Consider the following 24,238-nt stretch of genomic DNA (forward strand, 5'->3'; position numbering starts at 1 on the left):
GTAACAGCGATGTAAGCGCGACGAAAGACCTTGCAGCAAAAAAGTGCAAGAGATCTCCGAAGTTATCCGCGCGTGACCTGTCGGCGACCGCCGGGCGACGCTTGCTTGCTGGTTGTTTACGGCGGTAGAGCGCTACGGGGGCCACTTGTGCAAGACTCTGCAAGCTCTTGCCATCACGTTTCACGAGGGAGTGCGATGACGCAGCAGCCCGCCCCGGGCCGCCCCCCAGGCCGCATCAGGCGCCCGATCGGTGTGCAGGGGGACATACGGCCGGTACAGTCCAGTGCCGTGACCACACGGCTTGCCGACATCGCAGCGCAGGCGGGGGTGAGCGAGGCGACCGTCAGCCGGGTCCTCAACGGGAAGCCGGGCGTCGCCGCCACCACCCGCCAGTCCGTGCTCGCCGCCCTGGACGTGCTCGGCTACGAACGTCCGGTACGGCTGCGGCAGCGCAGCGAGGGGCTGGTGGGGCTGATCACCCCCGAGCTGGAGAACCCGATATTCCCGGCCCTGGCCCAGGTCATCGGCCAGGCCTTGACCCGGCAGGGGTACACCCCGGTGCTCGCCACCCAGACCCCCGGCGGGTCCACGGAGGACGAGCTGACCGAGATGCTGGTGGACCGCGGGGTCGCGGGCATCATCTACGTCTCCGGCCTGCACGCGGACACCACCGCCGACATGCAGCGCTACGAGCGGCTGCGGGCGCAGGGCGTGCCGTACGTCCTGGTGGACGGCTTCTCGCCCAAGGTGCAGGCGCCGTTCATCTCCCCCGACGACCGGGCCGCGATGACCCTGGCCGTCACCCACCTCGCCTCGCTCGGCCACACCCGCATCGGCCTCGCCCTCGGCCCGAAGCGCTTCGTCCCCGTGCAGCGCAAGATCGAGGGCTTCGTGCGGGCCGTGCAGGACCAGTTGGGGCTGCCGGCCGCGACCATCGAGACCGAGCTGGTCCAGCACTCCCTGTACACACTGGAGGGCGGCCAGGCGGCGACCACGGCGCTCATCGACCGCGACTGCACCGCGATCGTCTGCGCCAGCGACATGATGGCGCTCGGCGCGATACGGGCGGCCCGGCAGCGCGGTCTGGACGTCCCGCGGGATGTCTCCGTCGTCGGTTTCGACGACTCGCCGCTGATCGCCTTCACCGATCCGCCGCTCACCACGATCCGCAAGCCGGTCCCGGCGATGGGGCAGGCGGCGGTGCGCACCCTGCTGGAGGAGATCGGCGGGACGCCCGCTCCGCACAGTGAGTTCGTTTTCATGCCGGAATTGGTGGTACGCGGTTCTACGGCGTCGGCACCGGGAGACCGGGACCGCGCCAACCGACCCTGACGGACATGCGTGGTGGACCCGACCTTGGGATGATCTGTCGAAGACGTCTTTTCTGGCAGACTCTGTGCCTATGAGTGACTCGACCGTGACAGAGCCGGAAGGTCGCGCACAACAGACCCTTCCGCGGACCGTCACGGGCGAAGGAGACCAGGGTTTCCTGCGGCGCCTTCGCACCCCGCGCCGGCCCCGGCTGTGGTTCGAGATCCTGCTGATCGCGGTGAGTTACTGGATCTACTCGCTCATCCGCAACGCGGTCCCGGAACAGAAGGCGCAGGCGCTGCGCAACGCGGACTGGATCTGGCGGGCCGAGCACCTGCTGGGCATCGCCGTCGAGGCCTCGGTCAACCATGCCGTGAACTCGGTGACTTGGCTGATCATCGGGATGAACTACTACTACGCGACCCTGCACTTCGTGGTGACGCTGGGTGTGCTGGTGTGGCTCTACCGCAGTCATCCGGGCCGGTACGCGGCGGCCCGTCTCGCCCTCTTCGCGACGACCGGCGTGGCCCTCCTCGGCTACTACCTGTTCCCGCTCGCCCCGCCGCGGCTGACGACCGGCGGCCTGTTCGTCGACACGGTGACGCTCCACCACACCTGGGGTTCGATGGCCTCCGGCGACCTGAAACACATGTCCAACCAGTACGCCGCGATGCCGTCCATGCACATCGGCTGGTCCCTGTGGTGCGGCCTGACGGTCTTCGCGCTGGCCTCGGTGCCGTGGGCACGGGTACTGGGGCTGCTCTACCCGACGACGACCCTGCTGGTCATCGTCGCCACGGCCAACCACTTCTGGCTGGACGCGGTGGGCGGCATGCTCTGCCTGACGTTCGGCTTCCTGACGGCCCGCCTGTGGTACGGCACGCTGCCCTACGCGCTGCCGAGACGGACGTAGCCCGGTCCCGGCGAGCGCGCGCCGCCGCCGGCGCAGCCGGGCATGCGGCGGCGGCACGACCGGGACCGCGCTCCCCCGGGCCTCACTCCCCCCGGTGCACCACGTGGCCGCCGGTCACCGTCAGCCGTACCGGGGCCTGGGCCAGCTCGTCCGCGGGTGCCGCGACCGGGTCGAGGCCGAAGGCGGTCAGGTCGGCCCGGTGTCCCGGCGCGATCCGGCCCGCCACCGCCCACTCGCCCGCCGCGCGTGCCGCGTGGGTGGTGCAGCCCTCCAGTGCCTCCAGGCCGGTCAGGCCCGCGCGGGCGGACGCGGCGCCGCGCGGGGCGCGGGCGGTGGCGAGCACGGCCCGTACGTCGTGGTGGGCGATCGGCCAGTCCGAGCCCAGCGCGACCGTCGCCCCGGCGTCCCGCAGGTCGCGCAGGCGCCAGGCGTGGGCCGCGCGCCCGGCGCCCAGACGGCGGGACCACTCGTCGGTGCCGTCGGCCCTCGTGTACGCCGTGTGCGGCGGCTGCATCGACGCCGCCACCCCCAGCTCGGCGAACCGGGGCAGCAGGTCGTCCGGGGCGGTCTCGATGTGCTCCACCCGGTGCCGGCCCGCCGCGTCCGCGCCCAGCCCCGCCACCACGTCCAGGACATGCCGCACGGCCGCGTCCCCGATCGCGTGCGTCGCCGTGCGCACCCCGGCCGTGTGCAGCGCCCGAACCGCCGCCGCGTACGCCTCCGGGTCCGGCCACAGGGCCTCGGTCCCCTGCCCGTGGCAGTCCGCGTGCTCCAGCCAGGCCGTGCCGCCCTCCACCGTCCCGTCCATGAAGAACTTGACGCCGTCCACGATCCAGTGCCGCCCGCCCAGGCCCTGCCCGGCGACCAGCTCCGCCAGCCCGGCCTCGTCCACGCCCGGCATGCACCAGGGCGCGAACCGCAGCCGCAGCGGCAGCACCGTCTCCCGTGCCACCGCCCCGACCAGCTCCGCGTCCCCGGCGTCCATCACGTGGGCCCCGGTCAGGCCGGTGGCCGCCATCGCGCCGAGCAGTTCGACGAGCCGCGCACGGCGCTCGGCGTACGACGGGCGGGGCAGGATCCGCTCGACCAGGTCCATCGCCGCGTGTTCCACGAGGTGCCCGGTCGGCCGCCCCGCGTCGTCGCAGACCACCTGCGCGCGCTGGGCGAACGTCCGCGGCCCGGTGACGGCGGCCGCGGCCAGCGCCGCGGGGCTGGCGAGGGCGGAGTGGCCGTCGTACAGGCGCAGGAAGGCCGGGGTGGCGCCGAGCACCTCGGCCACCAGGTCGTGGTGGACGCCGCGGCCCTCGAACGCGTTGTGGTCGAGGCCGTACCCGGTCACCCACCCGTCGGTGCGGTCCGCCGCGGCCAGTGCCGCCCGCAGTCCGGCCAGGTCCCGCACCGCCGACAGGTCCGTGCCCGCCGCCATGTCCAGGCCCCACACCGGGTGGCTGTGCGCGTCCACCAGGCCGGGCACGAGGTGGGCGCCGTGCAGGGACACCACCTCCGTGCGCGGCCCGCGCCAGTCGCGCACGTCGGCTTCGTCCCCGACGGCGGCGATCACGCCGTCCCGGACGGCGACGGCGGTGGCGGACGGACGGGCCGGGTCGAGGGTGCGGATCCGGGCGCCGGTGAGGACCAGATCGGGGGCGGCGGTCATGACGGGGTGAACTCCTTCGCTGTGGGGGGTCATTCGGCCGGCTCGGCGGCCACGGCGGGCCGGACGGGAGGAGCGGGCTCGGCGGGCTCGGCGGGCTCGGCGGGCTCGGCGGCGAAGTCCGCGTACACGGAGGGACGTTGGCGGCGCAGCCACCAGGCGAGGCCGAGGCCCGCGACGAAGACGGCGGGGGCGATGACGATGAGGACCGTGTTGACGGTGGTGGAGGCACCCGTGAACACGTCGATGTGGGTGACGACCAGCCCTATGGCGGTGGCCAGCAGGACGGCGGCGACGGACGGGGCCACCACGGTGCGCAGTGTGCCCTCGTCGTGCCGGACCCGGCGGAAGTAGCAGGGCACCGCGATCGCGGCGAGCAGCTGCAGCGCGAACAGGCCGATCATTCCGGGGGTGTTGACCCACAGCAGCAGCTGGTTGTACGGGTCGGCGCCGGCCGCCCAGAAGCCGAGCACGACCAGCAGGCCGACGACGGTCTGCGCGGCGCCGGCCAGGTACGGGGAGCGGTGCCGCGGGTGGATCGTGCCGAGCCTTCGGGGCAGCACGCCTTCCTCGGCGAGCGCGAGGACGTAGCGGTTGATGGCGTTGTGGAAGGCGAGCAGCGAGGCGATGATGCTGGTCACGATGAAGACGTGCATCAGGTCGGCCGCCCAGCCGCCGACGTAGGTGGTGATCGCGGTGAAGAAGAGGCCGCCCGGGTCCTCGGCCGCGGCCGCGAGGACCTCCCGGTCGCCGAAGGCCTGGATGACGATCCACACCATGAGCGCGTAGAAGAGGCCGAGGAAGGCGACGGCCGCGTAGGTGGCGCGCGGCACGGTGCGCTCGGGGTCGCGGGCCTCGCGGCGGTAGATGACGGTCGACTCGAAGCCGGTGAACGCGGCGAAGGCGAAGGCCAGGACGACGGCCGTGCCGGAGACGAACACGTGGTCCGGGGCGAAGGAGGCGCCGGACAGCCCGTGGGCGCCGCCCTTGACCAGCACGCCGCCCGCGAGCAGGACCAGGATGCCGGTCTCGGCGACCAGCAGCACGCCGAGCAGCTTGGCGCCGAACTCGATGGAGCGGTAGCCGCCGTAGCCGATGAGGAGCAGTCCGGCGAGGGCGATCGGCAGCCACGGGACGTCGATGCCGAAGAGGGCCTTCGCGGTGTCCCGGCCGGCGCTGCCGAGCAGGCCGTAGACGCCGATCTCCATGCCGTTGTAGCCGATCAGCGCGAGCAGCGCGGCGCCGATGCCGACGGGGCGGCCGAGGCCGCGGGTGATGTACGCGTAGAACGCGCCGCCGCTCCTGACGTGGCGGCTCATGGTGGTGAAGCCGACGGCGAAGACCGTGAGGGTGATGCCGGCGATCAGGTAGCCGGCCGGGGCGCCGATGCCGCCGAGCAGGACGGCGAGCGGGGCGACGCCGGCCATCACGGTGAGCGGGGCGGCGGCGGAGATGACGAAGAAGGCGATGTCGGCGGTGCCGAGCGAGCCGGAGCGGAGCGTGGCCACGTCGGGTGGCGTGCTCTCCTCGCGGGCGGTGACGGACATGGCGGGGAGCCCTTCGAGCGCGGCGGACGGGAGGGTTCCGGGCGTGCGGGGTGACCGGCGCTACCGGGGCAGGCGCTGCCCCGGACCCGTAAATCTAAAGCCTTTCGGTTTTGGCAATGTAGCCTCCTCCTGGACATCCGGGAAGCCCCCTTTTCACACCCACGGGAGAGAACACACTGATGGGACGGCCGCGCACCCCGCTCCTGGACCGGGAGCGGATCACCACGACGGCGCTGCAACTCGTGGACGAGCAGGGCGACTTCACCGTCCCCCAGATCGCGAGGCGGCTCGGCACGCAGGCCGGCTCGCTGTACCACCACGTGGAGGGCCGGGACGGCATCGTCGAACTGCTGCGCGAGCGCGTCGCGGCCGTGATCGATCCCGCGACCCTGGACCTGGCGCCCTGGGACACCGCGCTGGAGGCCTGGGCCCGTTCCTACCGGGCCGCGTTCGCCGCGCACCCGAAGGCGATCCCGCTCCTGATGACCTCGCCGGTGCGGGCCCCCAGGGTGCTGGAGCAGTACGAGCGCGCGGTCACGGTGCTGCTGGACGCGGGCTTCGCCGCCGCGGAGGTCATGCCGCTGCTGATCGCCCTGGAGAACCTGGTGCTGGGCTCGGCGCTGGACCTGGCGGCGCCGGAGACGATGTGGGAGCTGACCGCGCGGACCCCGACCCCGCGCCTGGCCGAGGCCCTGGCGGCGGTGGGCGGCCGCCGCGCGGACCGGGCCTTCGAGGTGGGCCTGGCCGGGCTGATGAACCACGCACGGGCGATGCTGGCGGCCCCGTGAGGGCAGCGCCCCGTACGGGCAGCGCCGTACGGGACGTCGGCCACCCCTGCGGCCGCTGCGCCTACGCCCCGTAGAAGAGCTCGTCCACCACCACCCGGGCCCGCCGCGCCGTCCGCCGGTACGCGTCGAGCATGTCCCCGGCGTGCCCGTCCCCGTACCCCAGGTACCGGCCGACCGCGGCCAGTTCCCGGATCTCGGGCGGAAACGTGTCGCCGGCCCGCCCGCGCACCAGCATCACCGCGTTGCGCACCCGCGTGGCCAGCACCCACGCCTCGTCCAGGGTCTCGGCCTCCTCGGCGCCCAGCAGCCCCGCCGCGCACGCCGCGGCCAGCGCCTCACGGGTCCGGGTGGTGCGCAGTCCCGGTTCGGCCCAGCCGTGCCGCAACTGGAGCAGTTGCACGGTCCACTCCACGTCGGACAGGCCGCCGGGCCCGAGCTTGGTGTGCAGTTTGGGGTCGGTCCCGCGCGGCAGCCGTTCGGACTCCATGCGGGCCTTCAGCCGCCGGATCTCCCGGACCGCGTCCTCGCCGAGCCCCTCCGCCGGATAGCGCAGCGGGTCGACGAGTTCGATGAACCGGCGGCCCAGCTCCTCGTCGCCGGCGACCGGTTCGGCCCGCAGCAGGGCCTGGGACTCCCAGATCAGCGACCACCGGCGGTAGTACGCCTCGTAGGACTTGAGGGTGCGCACCAGCGGCCCTGACTTGCCCTCGGGCCGCAGATCGGCGTCGATCAGCAACGGCGGGTCGGCGCTGGGGATCTGGAGCAGCCGCCGCATCTCGGAGACCACCTTGTTGGCCGCGTCGGCGGCCTCCCGCTCGGGCACGCCGTCCTGCGGCTCGTGCACGAACAGCACGTCCGCGTCGGAGCCGTAGCCCAGCTCGTGGCCGCCGAACCGGCCCATCCCGATGATCGTGAACCGGGTCGGCAGGGTGTCGCCCCAGCCCTCGCGGACCACCGCCCGCAGGGTGCCGGCGAGGGTGGCCGCCGTGAGGTCGGAGACCGCGCCGCCGACCCGGTCCACCAGGGCGCCCTGGTCGGCCTCGGCGGGGTTGGTCTCGGTGCCGTAGGAGTCGACGATGTCGGCGGCCGCCGTGCGGAACAGCTCGCGGCGGCGCACGCCGCGCGCGGCCCGCACGCCGTCAGCGGCGTTGTCGGCGCGGCCGACGGCGGCGAGGGTCTCCCGCTCCAGCTGGGCGCGCCCGCGGGGTTCGAGGCCGCCGCCGGGTCCGCCGCCCTCCCGGGCCGCGCCCTCGCCGTCGCCGAGCAGCGCGACCGCCTCGGGCGCGCGCATCAGCAGGTCGGGGGCGAGCCGGCCGGCCGACAGGACCCGCGCGAGGTTCTCGGCGGCGGCGCCCTCGTCCCTGAGCAGCCGCAGGTACCACGGGGTCTTGCCGAGGGCGTCGGAGACCTTGCGGAAGTTCAGCAGGCCCGCGTCCGGGTCGGCGGAGTCGGCGAACCAGCCCAGCAGGACGGGCAGCAGGGTGCGCTGGATGGCGGCCTTGCGGGTGACGCCCGAGGCGAGGGCCTCCAGGTGGCGCAGGGCGGCGGCGGGGTCGGCGTAGCCGAGCGCCTCCAGCCGTTCCCGGGCCGCCTTCGGGCTCAGTCTCGCCTCGCCCGGCCCGAGTTGGGCGACCGCGTCGAGCAGCGGGCGGTAGAAGAGCTTCTCGTGCAGGCGCCGTACGACACCGGTGTGCCGTTTCCACTCGCGGGTCAGCTCGGCCACCGGATCGGTGCGCAGGCCCAGGGAGCGGCCGAGGCGGCGCAGGTCGGCCTGGTCCTCGGGGACCAGGTGGGTGCGGCGCAGCCGGTAGAGCTGGATGCGGTGCTCCATGGAGCGCAGGAAGCGGTAGGCGTCGTCGAGCTGGGTGGCGTCGGCACGGCCCACGTAGCCGCCCGCGGCGAGGGCCTGGAGGGCGACCAGGGTGGTGCCGGAGCGGACGGTGGCGTCGGCGCGCCCGTGCACCAGCTGGAGGAGCTGGACGGCGAATTCGACGTCGCGCAGTCCGCCGGGGCCGAGCTTCAGCTCGCGGTCGACCTCGGAGACGGGGATGTTCTCCACCACCCGGCGGCGCATCTGCTGCACGTCGGCGACGAAGTTGTCGCGCTCGGCTGCCTTCCAGACCATCGGTTCGAGGGCGTCGAGGTACTCCTGGCCCAGGCCGGGGTCGCCGGCGACCGGGCGGGCCTTGAGCAGGGCCTGGAACTCCCAGGTCTTGGCCCACCGCTGGTAGTAGGCGAGGTGGCTGCTCAGGGTGCGCACCAGGGGACCGTTGCGGCCCTCGGGCCGGAGATTGGCGTCGACCGGCCAGATCGAGCCCTCCACCGTGGTCTCGGAGCAGATCCGCATCATGTGCGAGGCGAGCCTGGTGGCCGAGCGCAGGGCCTTGGCCTCGTCGTCGCCCGCCGCGGCCTCGGCGGCCTCCGCGACGAAGATGACGTCGACGTCGGAGACGTAGTTCAGTTCGTGGCCGCCGCACTTGCCCATGGCGATCACCGCGAGCCGGCAGGCGGCGGCGTCCTCGGGCGCGGCCCGCTCGGCGAGGGCGAGGGCGGCGCGCAGGGTGGCGGTGGCGAGGTCGGCCAGCTCGGCGGCGGTCTGGGCGACGTCGATGGTGCCGCACACGTCCCGGGCGGCGATGGACAGCAGGCAGCGCCGGTAGGCGACCCGCAGGCCGACCGGGTCGCCGGCCTCCGCCAGGCCGCGTTCGAACTCCGGGACGCCGGGGTGCAGGTCGCGGGGCTCGTAGGTGACCAGCGCCTCCCAGTCCCGCGGGTGCCGGGCCAGGTGGTCGGCGAGCGCGGCGGAGGCGCCGAGGACGCCCAGCAGACGGTCCCGCAGCGGCTTGGCCGCTATCAGGGTGTCGAGCAGTTCACGGTGGGCGGTGGGGCCGGGCTGGGCCTCCAGCAGCCGTACCAGCCCGTCGAGGGCGAGATCCGGGTCGGCGGTGGCACCGAGTGCCTCCAGGAGCACCGGATCGTCGCGCACGGCCGCCAGTTCGGGGCCGTCGAGCAACTGCTCGGCGGCCGAGGCATCGGTGAAGCCGTGCCGCAGCAGTCGCGTGAAGGTACTGCTCCTGCGCCCCGGCGTCATCCGCGGCCTCCCATCGGATCGCGAACCGGATCAAGGTCGTCCACGCCAGAGCCTAACCGCAGACCCGGTCACGGGCGCCGATGAGTTCGCGGCGCGATCGTGGTCCTCACCGGGTGTGCACCGGCAGCAGGACCGAAGGAGGCATCATGCGCGAACCCGAGGGTGTGCTGGACGCCCGCTACAGCAGCCCCGGCGCCCGGGCCCGTGACTGGGCGGAGGCGGAACGGCTGCTCACCGGCGCCGGGCTGTTCTGGCTGTCCACGGTACGGCCGGACGGGCGGCCGCACGTCACCCCGCTGATCGCGGTGTGGCAGGGCGGCGCCCTGCACTTCAGCACCGGCCCCGGCGAGCGCAAGGCGCGCAACCTCGCCGGGAACCCGCACGTCGTCCTGACCACCGGCACCGACAGCTGGACCCGGGGGTACGACCTGACGGTCGAGGGCGAGGCGGTGCGGGTCACCGACGACGGCCGGCTGCGCGAGCTGGCGGCGGCCTGGGAGGCGAAGTACGGCCCGTCCTGGCACTACGAGGTGGCCGACGGCCACTTCCACCACGGGCCGGGCCGCGCCCTGGTCTTCGCAGTGCGGCCGCGCAAGGTCCTCGGCTTCGGCAAGGGCGAGCCGTTCAGCCAGACGACGTGGACGTGGGGCGGCTAGAGGCGCGGGCGCTCCGCCGCGGACACCGTGCCGCACGGTCCTCGGCCGCGGCGGTGCGAGATGCCGTCGCCCGGCCGCGGGGGTGTTCGTGACGGGAGCAGTTCACCCGGTCTTCATCCGTCCGGCCGGGTGCGGTGGGGCGGGCGATTGTTGGCGTGTGCATGCTCTGTCCGCACCGCCACCGATCCCCTCCCACCCTTCCCCAGCACCGGAGGTTGATGTGTCCGGCAGTTCCGCACGTTCGGCGACGCTGCGCCGAGCCCGTACCGCGGTGGCCTCCGCCACCGCCCTCACCGCGGCCGCGGTCGGCCTGTGGACCGGGCTCGGCGGCACGTCCGCGCACGCCGCGAGCGCCGTACCGGCCCCGGACCACGTGATCGTCGTGGTCTTCGAGAACCACGCGTACAGCCAGGTCATCGGCTCGTCCAGCGCCCCGTACATCAACTCGCTGGCGGCCGGCGGCGCCAACCTGACCCAGATGTACGCCGAGACCCACCCGAGCCAGCCCAACTACTTCGCCCTGTTCTCCGGCGCCACCCAGGGCATCACCGACGACGGCTGCTACACCGCGGGCTTCTCCAAGGCGGCGAACCTCGCCTCCGAGCAGCTCGCGGCCGGCCGCACCTGGGCCAGCTACAACGAGACCCTGCCCAGCCAGGGCTCGACCACGTGCAGCAGCGGCGACTACGCGCGCAAGCACAACCCGTGGTTCGGCTTCAGCAACGTCCCGACGTCGACCGCCAAGACGTTCACCCAGTTCCCCACCGACTACACCACCCTGCCCCAGCTCTCCTTCGTCACCCCCAACCTGTGCAGCGACATGCACGACTGCTCGGTGTCCACCGGCGACACCTGGCTGAAGAACAAGCTCGGCGCGTACGCGACCTGGGCCAAGACCCACAACAGCCTCCTCGTCGTCACCATGGACGAGGACAACCGCCTGGCCGGCAACCGCATCCCGACGGTCCTGTACGGCCAGCCGGTCAAGGCGGGCGCCACCTCCGCCACCACCTACAACCACTACGACCTGCTGCGCACCCTGGAGGACACCCAGGGCCTGAGCGCGCACGCGGGCAACGCGGCCTCGGCCGACGACATCACCGGGATCTGGGCGTCCTGACGTGTACGTAGCGGACAGCCGCGCGAGCACCCCGGCGGCGTCCGCGGAAGGTACCGCCCGGCCCGCACCGGCCGGGCGGTACCGCACCGCGGTCGCCCCCACCGTCCTCGCCCTCGGCACGGTCAGCCTGATCACGGACGTGTCCTCGGAGATGGTGACGGCGGTCCTGCCGCTGTACCTGGTGGCGGGGCTTGGCCTGTCCCCGCTGGGCTTCGGCCTCCTGGACGGCGTCTACAACGGCTTCTCGGCGGTCGTCCGCCTGGTCGGCGGCCATCTCGCCGACCGCGGCGGCGGCCGGCACAAGTGGGTGGCGGGCGCGGGCTACGCGCTCTCCGCGCTGTGCAAGCCCCTGCTGCTGGTCGCCCACACCCTCACCCCCATCGGCCTGGTGCTGGCCGCGGACCGCACCGGCAAGGGCCTGCGCACGGCACCGCGCGACGCCCTCATCTCGCTCTCCAGCACCCCGGAGACCCGCGGCCGCGCCTTCGGCGTGCACCGGGCGATGGACACGGCGGGCGCGCTGCTCGGCCCGCTCGCCGCGTTCCTGATCCTGCGGGCGACGGTGGACGGCTACGACGCGGTGTTCACGGTGAGCTTCTGCGTGGCGGTGACCGGGGTCCTGGTGCTGGTGCTGTTCGTGCCGGGAGGCCGTGGCGAGGCGGCTGCCCCGGCCGTCCGTCCCACCCTGCGCGCGGCGCTCGCCCTGCTCGCCCACCGGGACCTGCGCCGGCTCACCGTGTGCGCGCTGCTCCTCGGCCTCGCGACGGTCAGCGACTCCTTCGTCTACCTGCTGCTGCAACGCCGGCTCGGCGTCCCGGACCGCTGGTTCGCCCTCCTCCCGCTCGGGACGGCCGCCGCGTTCCTCCTGCTGGCCGTGCCCCTCGGCCGCCTCGCGGACCGCTGGGGCCGCTGGCGCGTCTTCCTGGCCGGCCACGGAGCCCTGCTGCTGGCGTACGCCCTGCTGCTGACGTCCTGGCACGGCCCGGCCCTGCCGTACGCGATCCTCGCCCTGCACGGCACGTTCTACGCGGCCACCGACGGGGTGCTGATGGCGGCCGCCTCGGACAGCGTGCCCGAGGCGCTGCGCTCGTCGGGCCTGGCGCTGGTCCAGACGGGCCAGGCGGGAGCGCGTTTCGCCTGCTCGCTGGCGTTCGGCGCGGCCTGGACGCTGTGGGGCGACCGTACGGCGCTGCTGCTGACCACGGCCGCGCTCGCCGCGTGCGCCGCCTACGCCGTGTCCCTGCGTCCCTTCCGGAAGGCGGCCGTATGACCCTGCGCTCCCGTGTCCTGATCCTCCTGTCGGCGCTGGCGGTCCTGACGGCCGTCGCCCTGACCGCCGTCCTGCACGCCTCGGCACGGGCCGGGCGCCGCGACCAGGTCCAGGCGGGCGGCCCCGAGGTCACCGCGGGCACGGTCACCCTGACCGCCCGCCACCGCATGGTCTTCCGCAACATGGCGTGGGGTCCGCACCGCGACGAGCTGACCACGGTCCCGGCCTCCGACCCGTCCGCCCCGCGCACCGCGTCCGGCGTCAAGTGCCTGCGGTTCTACGCCGCCGCGGGCACCGGCGTCTGCCTCCAGGCCGTGCACGGCCCGGTCTCGGACACCTACCGCGCCCTGGTCCTGGACGCGACGCTGCACGCCACCGCCCACTACGACGTCCCGGGCATCCCGTCCCGCGCCCGGGTCTCCCCCACCGGCCGGTACGCGTCCTGGACGGCGTTCGTGGGCGGTGACAGTTACGCGGGCACGGACTTCTCCACGCGCACGGCGATCGCCGACACCCGCACGGGGACGCTGATCCCCTCCCTGGAGGCGTTCCGCGTCCTGAAGGACGGCCGCGCCTACCACGCGGCGGACGTCAACTTCTGGGGCGTGACGTTCGCGTCCGACGACCGCACCTTCTACGCCACGCTGGCGACCAAGGGCTCGACGTACCTGGTCCGCGGCGACCTGCGCGCCCGCACGGTCACCACCCTGCACCCGAACGTCGAGTGCCCCTCCCTCTCCCCGGACGGCACCCGCGTCGCCTACAAGAAGCGCGTCAAGGGCCTCCCGAAGGACGCCCCCTGGCACCTGTACGTGCTGGACCTCAGGACGATGCGGGAAACCCCGCTGGCCGAGTCCCGCAGCGTCGACGACCAGGCGGTGTGGAAGGACGACCGCACGCTCGTCTACGCCCTGCCGGGCGACTACGGGGCGGACCTGTACGAGGTCCCGGCGGACGGCACCGGCACGGCACGGCGTCTGACCACGTCGGCGGTATCACCGGCGTACGTGCCCTGACCTGGCCCCTCGTCGGCGATGTCACCCGAACGGCCCAGCATGACGTGTCGCCCGTATGGCCGAACCCCAAGCTGATGGGTGTCCCGACCGAGGCAACCCGTGAAAGGCGAACCACATGCGCATTCGACGAATCATCGCCGCCGCCGTCGCCGCGGCAGCTCTCGCCGGACTCGGCCTCTCAGCCGCCCCCACCGCCTCCGCAGCCAGCCTCACCCCGGGTGAGTGCGAACAGGGCGGCGGAACCGTCAACTGGGCGAACAACACCTGCAAGGGCGGTTCGTACGACGGACAGATGGTGGACTGACCCCCACCGAGCGCCCCGCAGCCGAGCCACGCGCTGCGGGGCGCACCCGTGCCGGAAAAGACCGGGCTCCGCCCCGCCCCACGCCTCTACAGCACCGGCAGATTCTTCCGCAGCTCGAAGGCGGTGACCTCGCTGCGGTACTCGTGCCATTCGGCGCGCTTGTTGCGCAGGAAGAAGTCGAAGACGTGTTCGCCGAGGGTCTCGGCGACCAGGTCGCTGCGTTCCATCAGGGTCAGGGCCTCGCCGAGGTTCTGCGGGAGGGGCTCGATGCCCATCGCGCGGCGCTCGGCGTCGGAGAGGGCCCAGACGTCGTCCTCGGCGCCCGGCGGGAGCTCGTAGCCCTCCTCGATGCCCTTGAGGCCGGCCGCCAGCAGCAGGGCGTAGGCCAGGTACGGGTTGGCGCCGGAGTCGATGGAGCGGACCTCGACCCGCGCCGAGCCGGTCTTGCCGGGCTTGTACATCGGGACCCGGACCAGCGCGCTGCGGTTGTTGTGGCCCCAGCAGATGTACGAGGGGGCCTCGCCGCCGGCGCCCGCGGTGCGCTCGGAGCCGCCCCAGATGCGCTTGTAGGAGTTCACCCACTGGTTGGTGACCGCCGAGATCTCCGCGGCGTGCTTCAGCAGGCCCGCGATGAAGGAGCGGCCGACCTTGGAGAGCTGGAACTCCGCGCCCGACTCGTAGAACGCGTTCCGGTCGCCCTCGAAGAGGGACAGGTGGGTGTGCATGCCCGAGCCGGGGTGCTCGGAGAACGGCTTCGGCATGAAGGTCGCGTGCACGCCCTGCTCCAGCGCCACCTGCTTCATGACCAGGCGGAACGTCATGATGTTGTCCGCCGTGGAGAGCGCGTCGGCGTACCGGAGGTCGATCTCCTGCTGGCCGGGCGCGCCCTCGTGGTGCGAGAACTCCACCGAGATGCCCATCGACTCCAGCATGGTGATCGCCTGGCGGCGGAAGTCCATGCCGACGTTGGTGGGGGTGTGGTCGAAGTAGCCCGAGTTGTCGGCCGGGACCGGGCGGGTGCCGTCCAGCGGGCGGTCCTTGAGGAGGAAGAACTCGATCTCGGGGTGGGTGTAGAAGGTGAAGCCGAGGTCGGAGGTGCGGGCCAGGGCCCGCTTGAGGACGTAGCGCGGGTCCGCGAAGGACGGCGAGCCGTCCGGCATCAGGATGTCGCAGAACATGCGGGCGGTACCGGGGGTCTCGGCGCGCCACGGCAGGACCTGGAAGGTGGACGGGTCGGGCTTGGCGATCATGTCGGACTCGTAGACCCGGGCGAAGCCCTCGATCGCGGAGCCGTCGAAGCCGATGCCCTCGTCGAAGGCCTGTTCCAGCTCGGCCGGGGCCACGGCCACGGACTTGAGGAAGCCCAGCACGTCCGTGAACCACAGGCGTACGAACCGGATGTCCCGCTCCTCCAAGGTCCGGAGCACGAACTCCTGCTGCTTGTCCATCTTCAGCTTCCCCATCCTTGCTGGTCAGGCCGCCTGTTCCCGGTCCCACAGGAGGCGGTCGGGCACCTGAGCATCACACCACAACAGCATTTCATGCGCGTTGCGGACCATGATCGCCCCAGCGTCCTCGGCCTGAACGGCTCCCGTACGGCGGGTGTACCGCCCTCGCGCCCATCTTGCCTGTTCGCACCGACATCCGTAATGGCCGATCCGGTTCGCGGGTGACGGACACCACGGCACTTTAATTTGAATCTGAGATGCAACTTTTACTAGCGTGCGGGATGCCGAGCCGAGACACGAGGAGCCCCGATGCTGTCCGACCAGTCCGCAGCCACCGTCCGCGCCACCCTGCCCGCCGTGGGCGCGGCCATCGGCGAGATCTCCGAACGCTTCTACGCCCGCCTGTTCGCCGCCCACCCCGGCCTGCTGCGCGACCTCTTCAACCGCGGCAACCAGGCCGCCGGCACCCAGAGCCAGGCCCTGGCCGGCTCCGTCGCCGCGTTCGCCACGCACCTGCTGGACCACCCCGGGCAGCGGCCCGACGCCCTGCTCGGCCGCATCGCCCACAAGCACGCCTCCCTCGGCGTGGCGCCCGAGCAGTACGCGGTGGTCCACGAGCACCTGTTCGCCGGCCTCGCCGAAGTCCTCGGCGACGCCGTCACGCCCGAGGTCGCGGCCGCCTGGGACGAGGTCTACTGGCTGATGGCGAACGCGCTCGCCGCGATCGAGAAGCGGCTGTACGAGGAGAGCGGCAGCACCGGGTTCCGGCCCTGGGAGGTGGTCGGACGGGTCCCGGAGACCGCGGACGTCGTCACATTCCGCGTGCGCCCGGCCGACGGCGGCGAGGTCCGCGGCTTTCGCGCCGGGCAGTACGTCTCGGTGGGCGTCACGCTCCCCGACGGCGCCCGCCAGATACGCCAGTACAGCCTGTCCGGGGCGCCGGACGGGCCGGTCCGCCAGTTCAGCGTCAAGCGGGTGCGGGGCGAGGGCACCGCGCCCGACGGCGAGGTCTCCCGCCACCTGCACGCGCACGTGCGCGAGGGCGACGTCCTGGACCTCTCGGAGCCGTACGGCGACCTGGTGCTGGGCGCCGCCGCGGACCGGCCGCTGCTGCTCGCCTCCGCCGGCATCGGCGTGACGCCGATGGTGGCGATGCTCGCCGCCCTGGCGGCCGACGGCCACGCCGCCCCGGTCACCGTCGTGCACGGCGACCGCTCCCCCGCCGACCACGCCCTGCGCGCCGACCACGCGGCCTTCGCGGCGAAGCTCCCGGACGCGTCCGTGCACTTCTTCTACGAACGCGACGCGGCCCCGGACGCCCGCATGGGCCGGGTCGACCTCGACCGGGCGGACATCGCCGTACGGCCGGGCACGCGCGCGTACCTGTGCGGGCCGCTGCCCTTCATGCGTTCCGTGCGCACCCAGCTGATCGGCAGGGGCGTGGCACCGGCCGACGTCCACTACGAGGTGTTCGGCCCCGACCTGTGGCTCGCGCGGGGCTGAGCAGGACCCCGTCAGGCGTCGTGCGGGCGCCGCGCGATGCCGAGCAGCAGCGGCCCGGTGGGGTCCCGCACGATGTCCGCGACGGTCACCGGGTCCAGGGCCGCGAAGAAGGCCTCCTGGGCCCGGCGCAGCGCCCCGCGCAGCCGGCAGCCGGTGTGCAGGGGGCAGGGCGCGGCCCCCTCGCAGTCGACGACGTCGCCCTCGCCCTCGAAGGTGCGCACGAGCGCGCCCACCGAGGCGGTGCGGCCCTTGCCGGTGAGCGTGAGCCCGCCGCCCCGGCCGCGGCGCGCGTCGACCAGTCCCAGGTGCTGCAGTTCGGCGACCACCTTGGCGGCGTGCGTGTACGGCACGTCCATGTCCCCGGCGACCTCGCGGGTCGTGGGAGTGGACTCGCCCGCGACGGCGAGCCGCATCAGGAGCCGCAGGGCGAGGTCGGTGGAGCGCAGCAGCCTCATACCGGCCAGGGTAGGTAATACGCATCCGTCGTTCAAATTATCGGTTTCCTGTCGGATCGCAGGACTTTCCCGGCCTTTCCTGTGCCCTCCCTACGACCGGCCCCCTGTGCCGATTACGATCAGCGGGCCCGCTTCTCACACCTCTTACCCCCCAGAAGGACACACCCCATGGGTTCCGCGAAGAAGAGCAGCAACGCCGAACGCAAGGCGCGCATAGAGGAGATGCGGCGCGCGGAGCGTGCGCGCGAGCGTCGAGGCCGGATCCTGGTGATCGCCGCGAGCGTGGTGGTCGTCGCCGGGCTCGTGGTCGGCGGTGTGGTGCTGGTGAAGAAGCAGTCCGGTGACGACACCGCGGCGGCCGACGCGAAGACCTCGGGGCACTTCGTGACCGGCAAGGACGGCGTGAACACCTGGAAGGGCACGCTGGGCCGCACGCACGTGACCACGGCCGTGCACTACCCGACCGAGCCTCCGGTGGGCGGCAACCACAACCCGGTCTGGCAGAACTGCAACGGCGACGTCTACACCGAGGCGCTGGACGACATGAACGCCGTGCACTCGCTGGAGCACGGCGCGGTCTGGGTGACGTACAACAGCAAGGCGAAGAAGTCCGACGTCGACGCGCTCGCGGCGAAGGTGAAGCAGACGCCGTACACGCTGATGAGCCCGGACGACAAGCAGAAGGACCCGATCATGCTGACGGCGTGGGCGCACCAGCGGACCGTCACCGGGGCCGACGACCCGAACGTGGGCACGTTCTTCGAGGAGTTCGTGCAGGGCAAGCAGACGCCCGAGCCGGGTGCCGCGTGCACGGGAGGCAAGGGCCAGTGATGCGCACGGTGCTGATCACCGGCTCCGCGGTGGCGGTGCTGGTCGCGGCCGGGGCGATCACCTACGCGGTCGCGGGCGAGGACGGCGACGGCTCCGTCGCCGTCCCGGGCGCCGACTCGGCGGACGCGGGGTTCGCGCGGGACATGGCGGTCCATCACCAGCAGGCCGTGGAGATGTCGTACATCGTGCGCGACCGCACGAAGGACGCCGACGTGCGGCGCCTCGCCTACGACATCGCGCAGACGCAGGCCAACCAGCGCGGCATGCTGCTGGGCTGGCTGGATCTGTGGGGTCTGCCGAAGGTGTCGGCGGATCCGCCGATGACGTGGATGGGCATGGGCGACATGGCATCCGGCAAGGACGGTTCGCTGATGCCGGGCATGGCGACCAACACCGAGCTGAAGAAGCTGGGGACCCTGAACGGCAGGCAGGCGGAGGTCTTCTACCTGCAGCTGATGACGGACCACCACAAGGGCGGCATCCACATGGCCGAGGGGTGCGTGGCCAAGTGCACCGTCGGGGTGGAGAAGAGCCTCGCCCAGGGCATGGTGGACGCGCAGCAGTCGGAGCTGACGGCGATGGCGCAGATGCTGAAGGAGCGGGGCGCGCGGCCCCGGGACTGAACTGCCGTACCGGGTGGGCGATTTGTCGACTAAGCGGTAACGCAAGGGTTATCCGGCGATCGCAATCCACCCGCAACATTTGGCACGGCACCGAAATCAGGCCAAAGGCCCCCGATCAACGCCCACTTGGGGTTTCCTTGGCCTTTTCATTCCCCTGGCATGAACAGTTCACCGCAAGAGTGACCCCGATCGTGTGATCCATTCATGGGCCGTTCCGCCGCTGGCCTCCTGATGATCACGCCTGACCGACCACTCGATGCGTCGAACCGCATAGCAGGGGGCAGTATGAGATCGAACCGTGCCAAGGTGCGGGCCAGCGTGAGCATGGCAGCGACACTGCCGATGATCGCCGGCGCGCTCGCACTCGGCATACCCGCGGCGCACGCCGCGGACAGCCCGGCCCGTGACGCCCTGAAGGGCACCAAGCCCGCCTGGGCCACGGCCAAGGCGGACAAGGGCGCCACCTCCGACAGCGCGCAGGTCAAGGCGCGCGTCTACCTCGCCGGGCGGAACGCCAGCGGCCTCGCGGCCTACGCGAAGGCCGTGTCCGACCCCAGCTCGCCGTCCTACGGCAAGTACCTCAGCGCCAAGCAGGCCCAGGCCCGCTACGGCGCCACCGCGGCCCAGGTGAAGGCCGTCAAGTCCTGGCTGGCCGCGTCCGGCCTGAAGGTCACCGACGTCACCCAGCACTACATAGCCGTCTCCGGCGACGTCTCCGCCGTCGAGCAGGCGTTCGGCACCCAGCTGCACAACTACGCCAAGGGCTCGAAGACGTACCGCGCGCCGGAGAAGACCGCGTCGGTGCCGGCCGCCGTGAGCAGCGCCATCCTGACCGTCACCGGTCTGGACAGCGCGCCGCACAAGGCCAGCCACGACGACACGCTGCCGCCCCCGGACGCCGTGTTCAAGAACGCCGGGCCGTTCTCCTCGTACTACGGCTCGAAGACCGCGACCTCGCTGCCGTCGGCCTACGGCTCGAAGATCCCTTACGCGATCAAGGGCTACACCGGCAAGCAGCTGCGGGCGGCCTACGGCGCCGGCAAGTACACCGGCAAGAAGGTCCGCGTCGCGATCACCGACGCGTACGCCTCGCCGACCATCGCCTTCGACGCCGGCACCTACGCCAAGCGCAACGGTGACGCGGCCTGGAAGACGAGCCAGCTGCACCAGGTGCTGCCGAACGCCTACACCAGGACCGACGAGTGCTCGGCGGCCGGCTGGTACGGCGAGGAGACCCTCGACGTCGAGGCCGTGCACGCGGTCGCGCCGGACGCGGACGTCACCTACGTGGGCGCCGCCTCCTGCTACGACGACGACCTGCTGGACTCGCTCAGCAAGGTGGTCGACAACCACCTCGCCGACATCGTCTCCAACTCGTGGGGCGACGTCGAGGCCAACCAGACCCCGGACCTCGCGGCCGCCTACGACCAGGTCTTCCAGCTGGGCGCGGTGCAGGGCATCGGCTTCTACTTCTCCTCCGGCGACAACGGCGACGAGGTCGCCAACACCGGGACGAAGCAGGTCGACACCCCGGCCAACTCGGCGTGGGTGACCGCGGTCGGCGGCACCTCGCTGGCCGTCGGCAAGGGCGACAAGTACCAGTGGGAGACCGGCTGGGGCACCGAGAAGGCCACCCTGTCGGCGGACGGCAAGAGCTGGACCTCCTTCCCGGGCGCCTTCACCTCGGGCGCGGGCGGCGGCACCAGCAAGACGGTCGCCGAGCCCTTCTACCAGAAGGGCGTCGTCCCCAACTCCCTGGCGACGGCCAACAGCGCCACCGGCAACCGCGTGGTCCCGGACATCTCCGCGATCGCCGACCCCAACACCGGGTTCCTGGTCGGCCAGACCCAGACCTTCGGCGACGGGTCGCAGCAGTACAGCGAGTACCGCATCGGCGGCACCTCGCTGGCGGCGCCCACCATCGCGGCGGTCCAGGCGCTCGCGCAGGAGGCGGCGGGCGGCAAGGCCCTCGGCTTCGCCAACCCGTCGATCTACTCCAAGTTCGGGAAGAAGGGCGTCTTCCACGACGTCACCGACAACCCGACCGGCAAGGGCCTCGCGGTCGCCCGCATCGACTTCGCCAACGGCTTCGACGCCACCGCCGGCCTGCTGACCTCGGTCCGCAGCCTCGGCAAGGACAGCTCGCTGTCCGCGGTGAAGGGCTACGACGACGTGACCGGCGTGGGCTCGCCCGCGGACGGCTACGTCTCGTCGTACAAGGCGCAGGCGCACCGCAAGCACTGATCCGCTGACGCGGTGAGCCACTGAGCACAAGGGCGTGAGGTCTTCACCGGCCTCGCGCCCTTCTGCCGTGCCGCGGGGGGGGGCGAGGGGCGGCGCTCAGTCGGCCTTCCTCGACGCGGCCTTGAGGATCCCCTCGACGTCGAGGGTGACCTCCGCGCCGATCGACCCGGGCAGCGTGACGGTCTCGCCGGGCGAGTACGGGCGGTGGTGCTCGTACTGCTCCCCGTCGGGCTCGGTGAGCACGTGGACGCGCCGGTGCTTGCGGTCGACGACGACATAGACCGGAACCTTGGCCTGGGCGTAGGCGACGGCCTTGGTCTTGAGGTCGTCCTTCCAGTTGCTGGAGGTGACCTCCAGGACGAGTCGGAAGCAGACCGGGTCGTAGGCGTTGTTCTCGACGAAGTGATCGTCGATGTCGGCGTCCACGATCGCGAGGTCGGGGATGGCGTAGTCCTCGGCTCCGGTGGGCAGCCAGAGGCCGACGTTCTGCAGGACCTCGGTTTCCTCTCCGTGCAGACCCGCGGCGATGAAGGGAATCATCAGGCCGGTCAGGGCACGGGCGTGAGGGGCGTCCGGTGATGGGGTCACGAGGAGGTGGCCTCCGATGATCTCGACGCGGTAGCCCGGATGCCGGTCCATGATCTCGTCGGCGATGGCCGTGAGCGAGAACGGCTCGTCGTCGAAGGGCTGCTCGATGGCTGCGGCGGACATCGCGTGCCTCCCGGGGGCTGGTGTCGAGAGCATCATCGTAGGCAGACCGGGTCGTCCGCGTCCCGTCCGCATCGCTTCACCCGAAGGTGGATCCTGCCCGCGCTCCTTGACGTCACGGGCCGGAGGCCGGCCGGGGCGCCGCAGGTCAGGAGGAGCGCACCAGTCCCGTGGGGTCGGGGACGTGCGAGGCGACGACGCGTTCCTGAACGGCCGAAGGCACCGCCCGGCGGCGGTCGACCGCGAGGGCCACGCTCGCCACGCCGAGGCCCAGGACCGCGAGGGCCGCGCCCGCCAGCGCCGGGGACGTCGCGCCGAACCCGGCGGCCAGCGCCACGCCGCCGATCCAGGCGCCGCCCGCGTTCGCGAGGTTGAAGGCGGCCTGGTTGGCGGAGGAGGCGAGGGACGGGCCGGCCAAGGCCCGTTCCATGACCATCAGCTGGAGGGGCGAGCCGGTGACGAAGGCGGCCACGCCGAGCAGGGTCACCGCGAGGGCCGCGCTCCACTGCGTGTGCATGAGGACGGGGAACAGGAGCAGCACCGCGACCATGGAGACGAGGCCGCCGAAGAGCGTGCCGCGCATGGCGTGGTCGGCGAGGCGGCCGCCGATCAGGTTGCCGGCGGTGGCGCCGACGCCGAAGAGGGCCAGCAGCAGCGTCACGTCGGAGTCGGCGTACCCGGCGGAGTCCGTCAGCATCGGCGTGATGTAGCTGTACGCGGAGAAGAGCGCGCCGAAGCCGACGACCGTGGTGGCCAGGGCCAGCCAGACCGGCAGGGAGCGCAGCGCGGTCAGTTCGCCGCGCAGGCCCAGGACCGGGGCCGGGGTGTCGGCGCGGCGGACGAGCAGTGCGACCGCGGCCATCGCGGCGACGCCGATCAGGCTGACGCCGAGGAAGGTCGCCCGCCAGCCCAGGTGCTGGCCCATGAGGGTGGCGACGGGGACGCCCGCGATGTTGGCGACCGTCAGGCCCATGAACATCAGGGAGACCGAGCGGGCCTTGCGTTCCGGTGCCACCAGGTTCGTGGCGACGACCGCGCCGACGCCGAAGAAGGCGCCGTGCGGCAGGCCGCTGAGGAAGCGGGCGGCCAGCAGCCAGTGGTAGCCGGGGGCCAGTGCGGACAGCGCGTTGCCCGCGACGAACAGGGCCATCAGGGAGATCAGGACCGTGCGCCGGGGCAGGCGCGCGGTGAGGGCGGCGAGCACCGGGGCACCGATGACGACGCCCAGCGCGTACGCCGAGACCAGGTGCCCGGCGGTGGGGATCGATATGCGCAGGTCGTCGGCGACGTCGGGCAGCAGGCCCATCATCACGAACTCGGTGGTGCCGAGACCAAAGGCGCCGACGGCCAGGGCGAGCAGGGCCAGGGGCATGACGGGCGTCGCCTTTCGGGGAGCGGGGTTCCGTACGTTCTAAGTTCAGTTACGGAACAAAGCATCCCAGGACAAGTATTCCACCGGGTTACGGCCCAGTGTCCGATTGTCCTTACAAAGACGAGATCACTCGTCTGACCTGCGGATTCTACGAATCCGATGTGGCCAGGTTCACACGGGCCTCGATCGGCAGGTGGTCGCTGCCCGTCCTCGGCAGCGTCCAGGAACCCTCCGGCTCCACGCCCTTCACCATGATCTGGTCGATGCGGGCCATCGGGAACGCGGCCGGCCAGCTGAACCCGAACCCGCTGCCCGCCGCGCCCTGCGTGGAGCGCATCTGCGAGGTGACGGCGTTCAGGGAGCGGTCGTTCATCGTGCCGTTGAGGTCGCCCAGCAGGACCACCCGCGGCAGGCTCTCGTCGGCGATGGCCTCGCCCAGCGCGTCCGCGCTCGTGTCCCGCTGCCGGGCGGTGAACCCGGCGTTCACCTTCACCCGGACCGAGGGGAGATGGGCGACGTAGACCGCGAGGGAACCTTCCGGCGTGGCGACCGTGGCCCGCATCGCGCGCGTCCAGCCGAGCTTGATGTCGACGGCCTTCACGCCGGTCAGCCGGTACTTGCTCCACAGCCCCACGGTGCCTTCCACCGCGTGGTACTTGTACGTCGACGCCAGCGCCTTCTGGTAGGCGGGGACGGCCGACGCGGTCAGCTCCTCCAGGGCCACCACACCGGCGCCGGACGCGGCGAGCCGGTCGGCGGTGCCGGTCGGATCGGGGTTCTCGGCGTTCACGTTGTGCGTGGCGACCGTGAAGTCGCCGCCGGTGCCCGACTTGTCGGTGAGCAGCCCGCCGAACATGTTCAGCCAGACGATCGCCGGGAGGAGGACGGCGATGAGCGCGGTGGCCGACCTGCGCACCAGGCCGAGCAGCACCAGCACCGGGATCAGCAGGCCGAGCCACGGCAGGAACGTCTCTGTCAGACTGCCGAGGTTGCCGATGGCGTTGGGGATGCGGGAGTGCATCAGCATCACGCCGGCCAGCAGCAGCGCGACGGCGGCGAGGACGAGGCCCCGGCGCCAGATGCGCGGGTCGTCGCGCCAGCCCGCCAGCAGACGGTCCACCAGGCGCCGGAACCGGTCTCCCCGGCGCTCGGGCCCCGAGCCGCCGTTGTCCGTCTCCGTCATGTACGCCTGCTGCGCCATACGCCTGCCTCACAACCTGCCGTGCACACCGTCGTCCCCCGGGATACGACCCTAGGGGATGATCGGCTCCGATCCCGCCGTCACATGACGGCCGTACGGAAGACGAGGACGAAGACACCGGGCGAAGAGGTTCCGGTGACCGGCCGGTCGGGGTGCACTGTGACGAAACGTGCACATTCCACC

At 72.3% G+C, this 24,238-nt stretch carries 20 protein-coding genes; 12 read left to right on the plus strand and 8 right to left on the minus strand.

Annotated elements, in window-relative coordinates; all coding sequences use genetic code 11:
• Positions 1–288 precede the first annotated feature (288 nt).
• Positions 289–1,332 (plus strand): LacI family DNA-binding transcriptional regulator, encoded by a 1,044-nt coding sequence (locus ACIQOE_RS02430; RefSeq protein ID WP_351325714.1) that lies wholly within the window; start codon positions 289–291, stop codon positions 1,330–1,332.
• Positions 1,333–1,402: 70 nt separating this feature from the next.
• Positions 1,403–2,224, plus strand: coding sequence for a phosphatase PAP2 family protein (locus ACIQOE_RS02435; protein ID WP_401409097.1), 822 nt, complete (start codon positions 1,403–1,405; stop codon positions 2,222–2,224).
• Between the two features lie 82 nt (positions 2,225–2,306).
• Here ACIQOE_RS02435 and ACIQOE_RS02440 read toward each other — a convergent pair whose 3' ends face one another.
• A complete protein-coding gene (locus tag ACIQOE_RS02440) occupies positions 2,307–3,881 on the minus strand; it encodes an amidohydrolase (RefSeq protein WP_401409100.1) in 1,575 nt (524 codons plus the stop codon).
• Between the two features lie 29 nt (positions 3,882–3,910).
• Complete coding sequence (locus tag ACIQOE_RS02445; RefSeq protein ID WP_401409103.1) at positions 3,911–5,425, minus strand: APC family permease; 1,515 nt, start codon at positions 5,423–5,425, stop codon at positions 3,911–3,913.
• Between the two features lie 179 nt (positions 5,426–5,604).
• On the opposite strand from ACIQOE_RS02445, the gene ACIQOE_RS02450 reads away from it, so the two are divergent.
• Positions 5,605–6,213 carry a TetR/AcrR family transcriptional regulator C-terminal domain-containing protein gene (locus ACIQOE_RS02450; protein WP_351325707.1) on the plus strand — a complete coding sequence of 203 codons (609 nt, stop codon included), beginning with the start codon at positions 5,605–5,607 and terminating at the stop codon, positions 6,211–6,213.
• Between the two features lie 61 nt (positions 6,214–6,274).
• Here ACIQOE_RS02450 and ACIQOE_RS02455 read toward each other — a convergent pair whose 3' ends face one another.
• Positions 6,275–9,304 carry a bifunctional [glutamine synthetase] adenylyltransferase/[glutamine synthetase]-adenylyl-L-tyrosine phosphorylase gene (locus tag ACIQOE_RS02455; RefSeq protein WP_351325705.1) on the minus strand — a complete coding sequence of 1,010 codons (3,030 nt, stop codon included), beginning with the start codon at positions 9,302–9,304 and terminating at the stop codon, positions 6,275–6,277.
• A 146-nt stretch (positions 9,305–9,450) separates the two neighbouring features.
• Here ACIQOE_RS02455 and ACIQOE_RS02460 point away from each other — a divergent pair, with 146 nt between their 5' ends.
• The 5 genes from ACIQOE_RS02460 to ACIQOE_RS02480 all read left to right on the plus strand — a co-directional run bounded on the left by ACIQOE_RS02460 (position 9,451) and on the right by ACIQOE_RS02480 (position 13,670).
• Positions 9,451–9,960 carry a pyridoxamine 5'-phosphate oxidase family protein gene (locus ACIQOE_RS02460; RefSeq protein WP_351325703.1) on the plus strand — a complete coding sequence of 170 codons (510 nt, stop codon included), beginning with the start codon at positions 9,451–9,453 and terminating at the stop codon, positions 9,958–9,960.
• A 220-nt stretch (positions 9,961–10,180) separates the two neighbouring features.
• Positions 10,181–11,080, plus strand: coding sequence for an alkaline phosphatase family protein (locus ACIQOE_RS02465; RefSeq protein WP_351325701.1), 900 nt, complete (start codon positions 10,181–10,183; stop codon positions 11,078–11,080).
• A 1-nt stretch (position 11,081) separates the two neighbouring features.
• Positions 11,082–12,350 (plus strand): MFS transporter, encoded by a 1,269-nt coding sequence (locus ACIQOE_RS02470; protein ID WP_401409109.1) that lies wholly within the window; start codon positions 11,082–11,084, stop codon positions 12,348–12,350.
• Positions 12,347–13,366, plus strand: a complete 1,020-nt coding sequence (locus tag ACIQOE_RS02475) for a TolB family protein (RefSeq protein ID WP_401409112.1) — start codon at positions 12,347–12,349, stop codon at positions 13,364–13,366. Before ACIQOE_RS02470 ends, ACIQOE_RS02475 begins: the two co-directional genes overlap by 4 nt.
• Before the next feature lie 115 nt (positions 13,367–13,481).
• Positions 13,482–13,670: a hypothetical protein gene (locus ACIQOE_RS02480; protein ID WP_362639492.1), complete on the plus strand. Its 189-nt coding sequence runs from the start codon at positions 13,482–13,484 to the stop codon at positions 13,668–13,670.
• 86 nt (positions 13,671–13,756) lie between these two features.
• Here ACIQOE_RS02480 and ACIQOE_RS02485 read toward each other — a convergent pair whose 3' ends face one another.
• Positions 13,757–15,118, minus strand: a complete 1,362-nt coding sequence (locus tag ACIQOE_RS02485) for a glutamine synthetase family protein (RefSeq protein ID WP_363017542.1) — start codon at positions 15,116–15,118, stop codon at positions 13,757–13,759.
• 309 nt (positions 15,119–15,427) lie between these two features.
• Here ACIQOE_RS02485 and ACIQOE_RS02490 point away from each other — a divergent pair, with 309 nt between their 5' ends.
• On the plus strand, positions 15,428–16,621 hold the full coding sequence (locus ACIQOE_RS02490) for a globin domain-containing protein (RefSeq protein ID WP_365569770.1): 1,194 nt from the start codon (positions 15,428–15,430) through the stop codon (positions 16,619–16,621).
• 11 nt (positions 16,622–16,632) lie between these two features.
• Here the strand turns inward: ACIQOE_RS02490 and ACIQOE_RS02495 are convergent, their stop codons facing one another.
• Positions 16,633–17,076, minus strand: a complete 444-nt coding sequence (locus tag ACIQOE_RS02495) for an Rrf2 family transcriptional regulator (protein ID WP_362639495.1) — start codon at positions 17,074–17,076, stop codon at positions 16,633–16,635.
• Positions 17,077–17,244: 168 nt separating this feature from the next.
• Here ACIQOE_RS02495 and ACIQOE_RS02500 point away from each other — a divergent pair, with 168 nt between their 5' ends.
• The 3 genes from ACIQOE_RS02500 (at position 17,245) to ACIQOE_RS02510 (ending at position 20,774) form a co-directional block, all read left to right on the plus strand.
• Positions 17,245–17,907 carry a DUF3105 domain-containing protein gene (locus ACIQOE_RS02500; RefSeq protein WP_351325690.1) on the plus strand — a complete coding sequence of 221 codons (663 nt, stop codon included), beginning with the start codon at positions 17,245–17,247 and terminating at the stop codon, positions 17,905–17,907.
• Positions 17,907–18,530 (plus strand): DUF305 domain-containing protein, encoded by a 624-nt coding sequence (locus ACIQOE_RS02505; RefSeq protein ID WP_362639498.1) that lies wholly within the window; start codon positions 17,907–17,909, stop codon positions 18,528–18,530. The genes ACIQOE_RS02500 and ACIQOE_RS02505 overlap by 1 nt, the downstream gene beginning before the upstream one ends.
• A 324-nt stretch (positions 18,531–18,854) precedes the next feature.
• Positions 18,855–20,774, plus strand: a complete 1,920-nt coding sequence (locus tag ACIQOE_RS02510; RefSeq protein WP_365561897.1) for a S53 family peptidase — start codon at positions 18,855–18,857, stop codon at positions 20,772–20,774.
• Between the two features lie 96 nt (positions 20,775–20,870).
• Here ACIQOE_RS02510 and ACIQOE_RS02515 read toward each other — a convergent pair whose 3' ends face one another.
• The 3 genes from ACIQOE_RS02515 to ACIQOE_RS02525 form a co-directional block, all read right to left on the minus strand.
• Entirely contained in the window at positions 20,871–21,485 is a 615-nt protein-coding gene (locus tag ACIQOE_RS02515; protein ID WP_351325686.1) for a Uma2 family endonuclease, read from the minus strand.
• Positions 21,486–21,630: 145 nt separating this feature from the next.
• On the minus strand, positions 21,631–22,854 hold the full coding sequence (locus ACIQOE_RS02520; RefSeq protein WP_401409119.1) for an MFS transporter: 1,224 nt from the start codon (positions 22,852–22,854) through the stop codon (positions 21,631–21,633).
• A 148-nt stretch (positions 22,855–23,002) separates the two neighbouring features.
• Positions 23,003–24,055 carry an endonuclease/exonuclease/phosphatase family protein gene (locus tag ACIQOE_RS02525; protein WP_365561841.1) on the minus strand — a complete coding sequence of 351 codons (1,053 nt, stop codon included), beginning with the start codon at positions 24,053–24,055 and terminating at the stop codon, positions 23,003–23,005.
• Positions 24,056–24,238: the final 183 nt, after the last annotated feature.

This window comes from Streptomyces sp. NPDC091282, from assembly GCF_044757385.1.
GTDB classification, from domain to species: Bacteria; Actinomycetota; Actinomycetes; order Streptomycetales; family Streptomycetaceae; genus Streptomyces; species Streptomyces gramineus.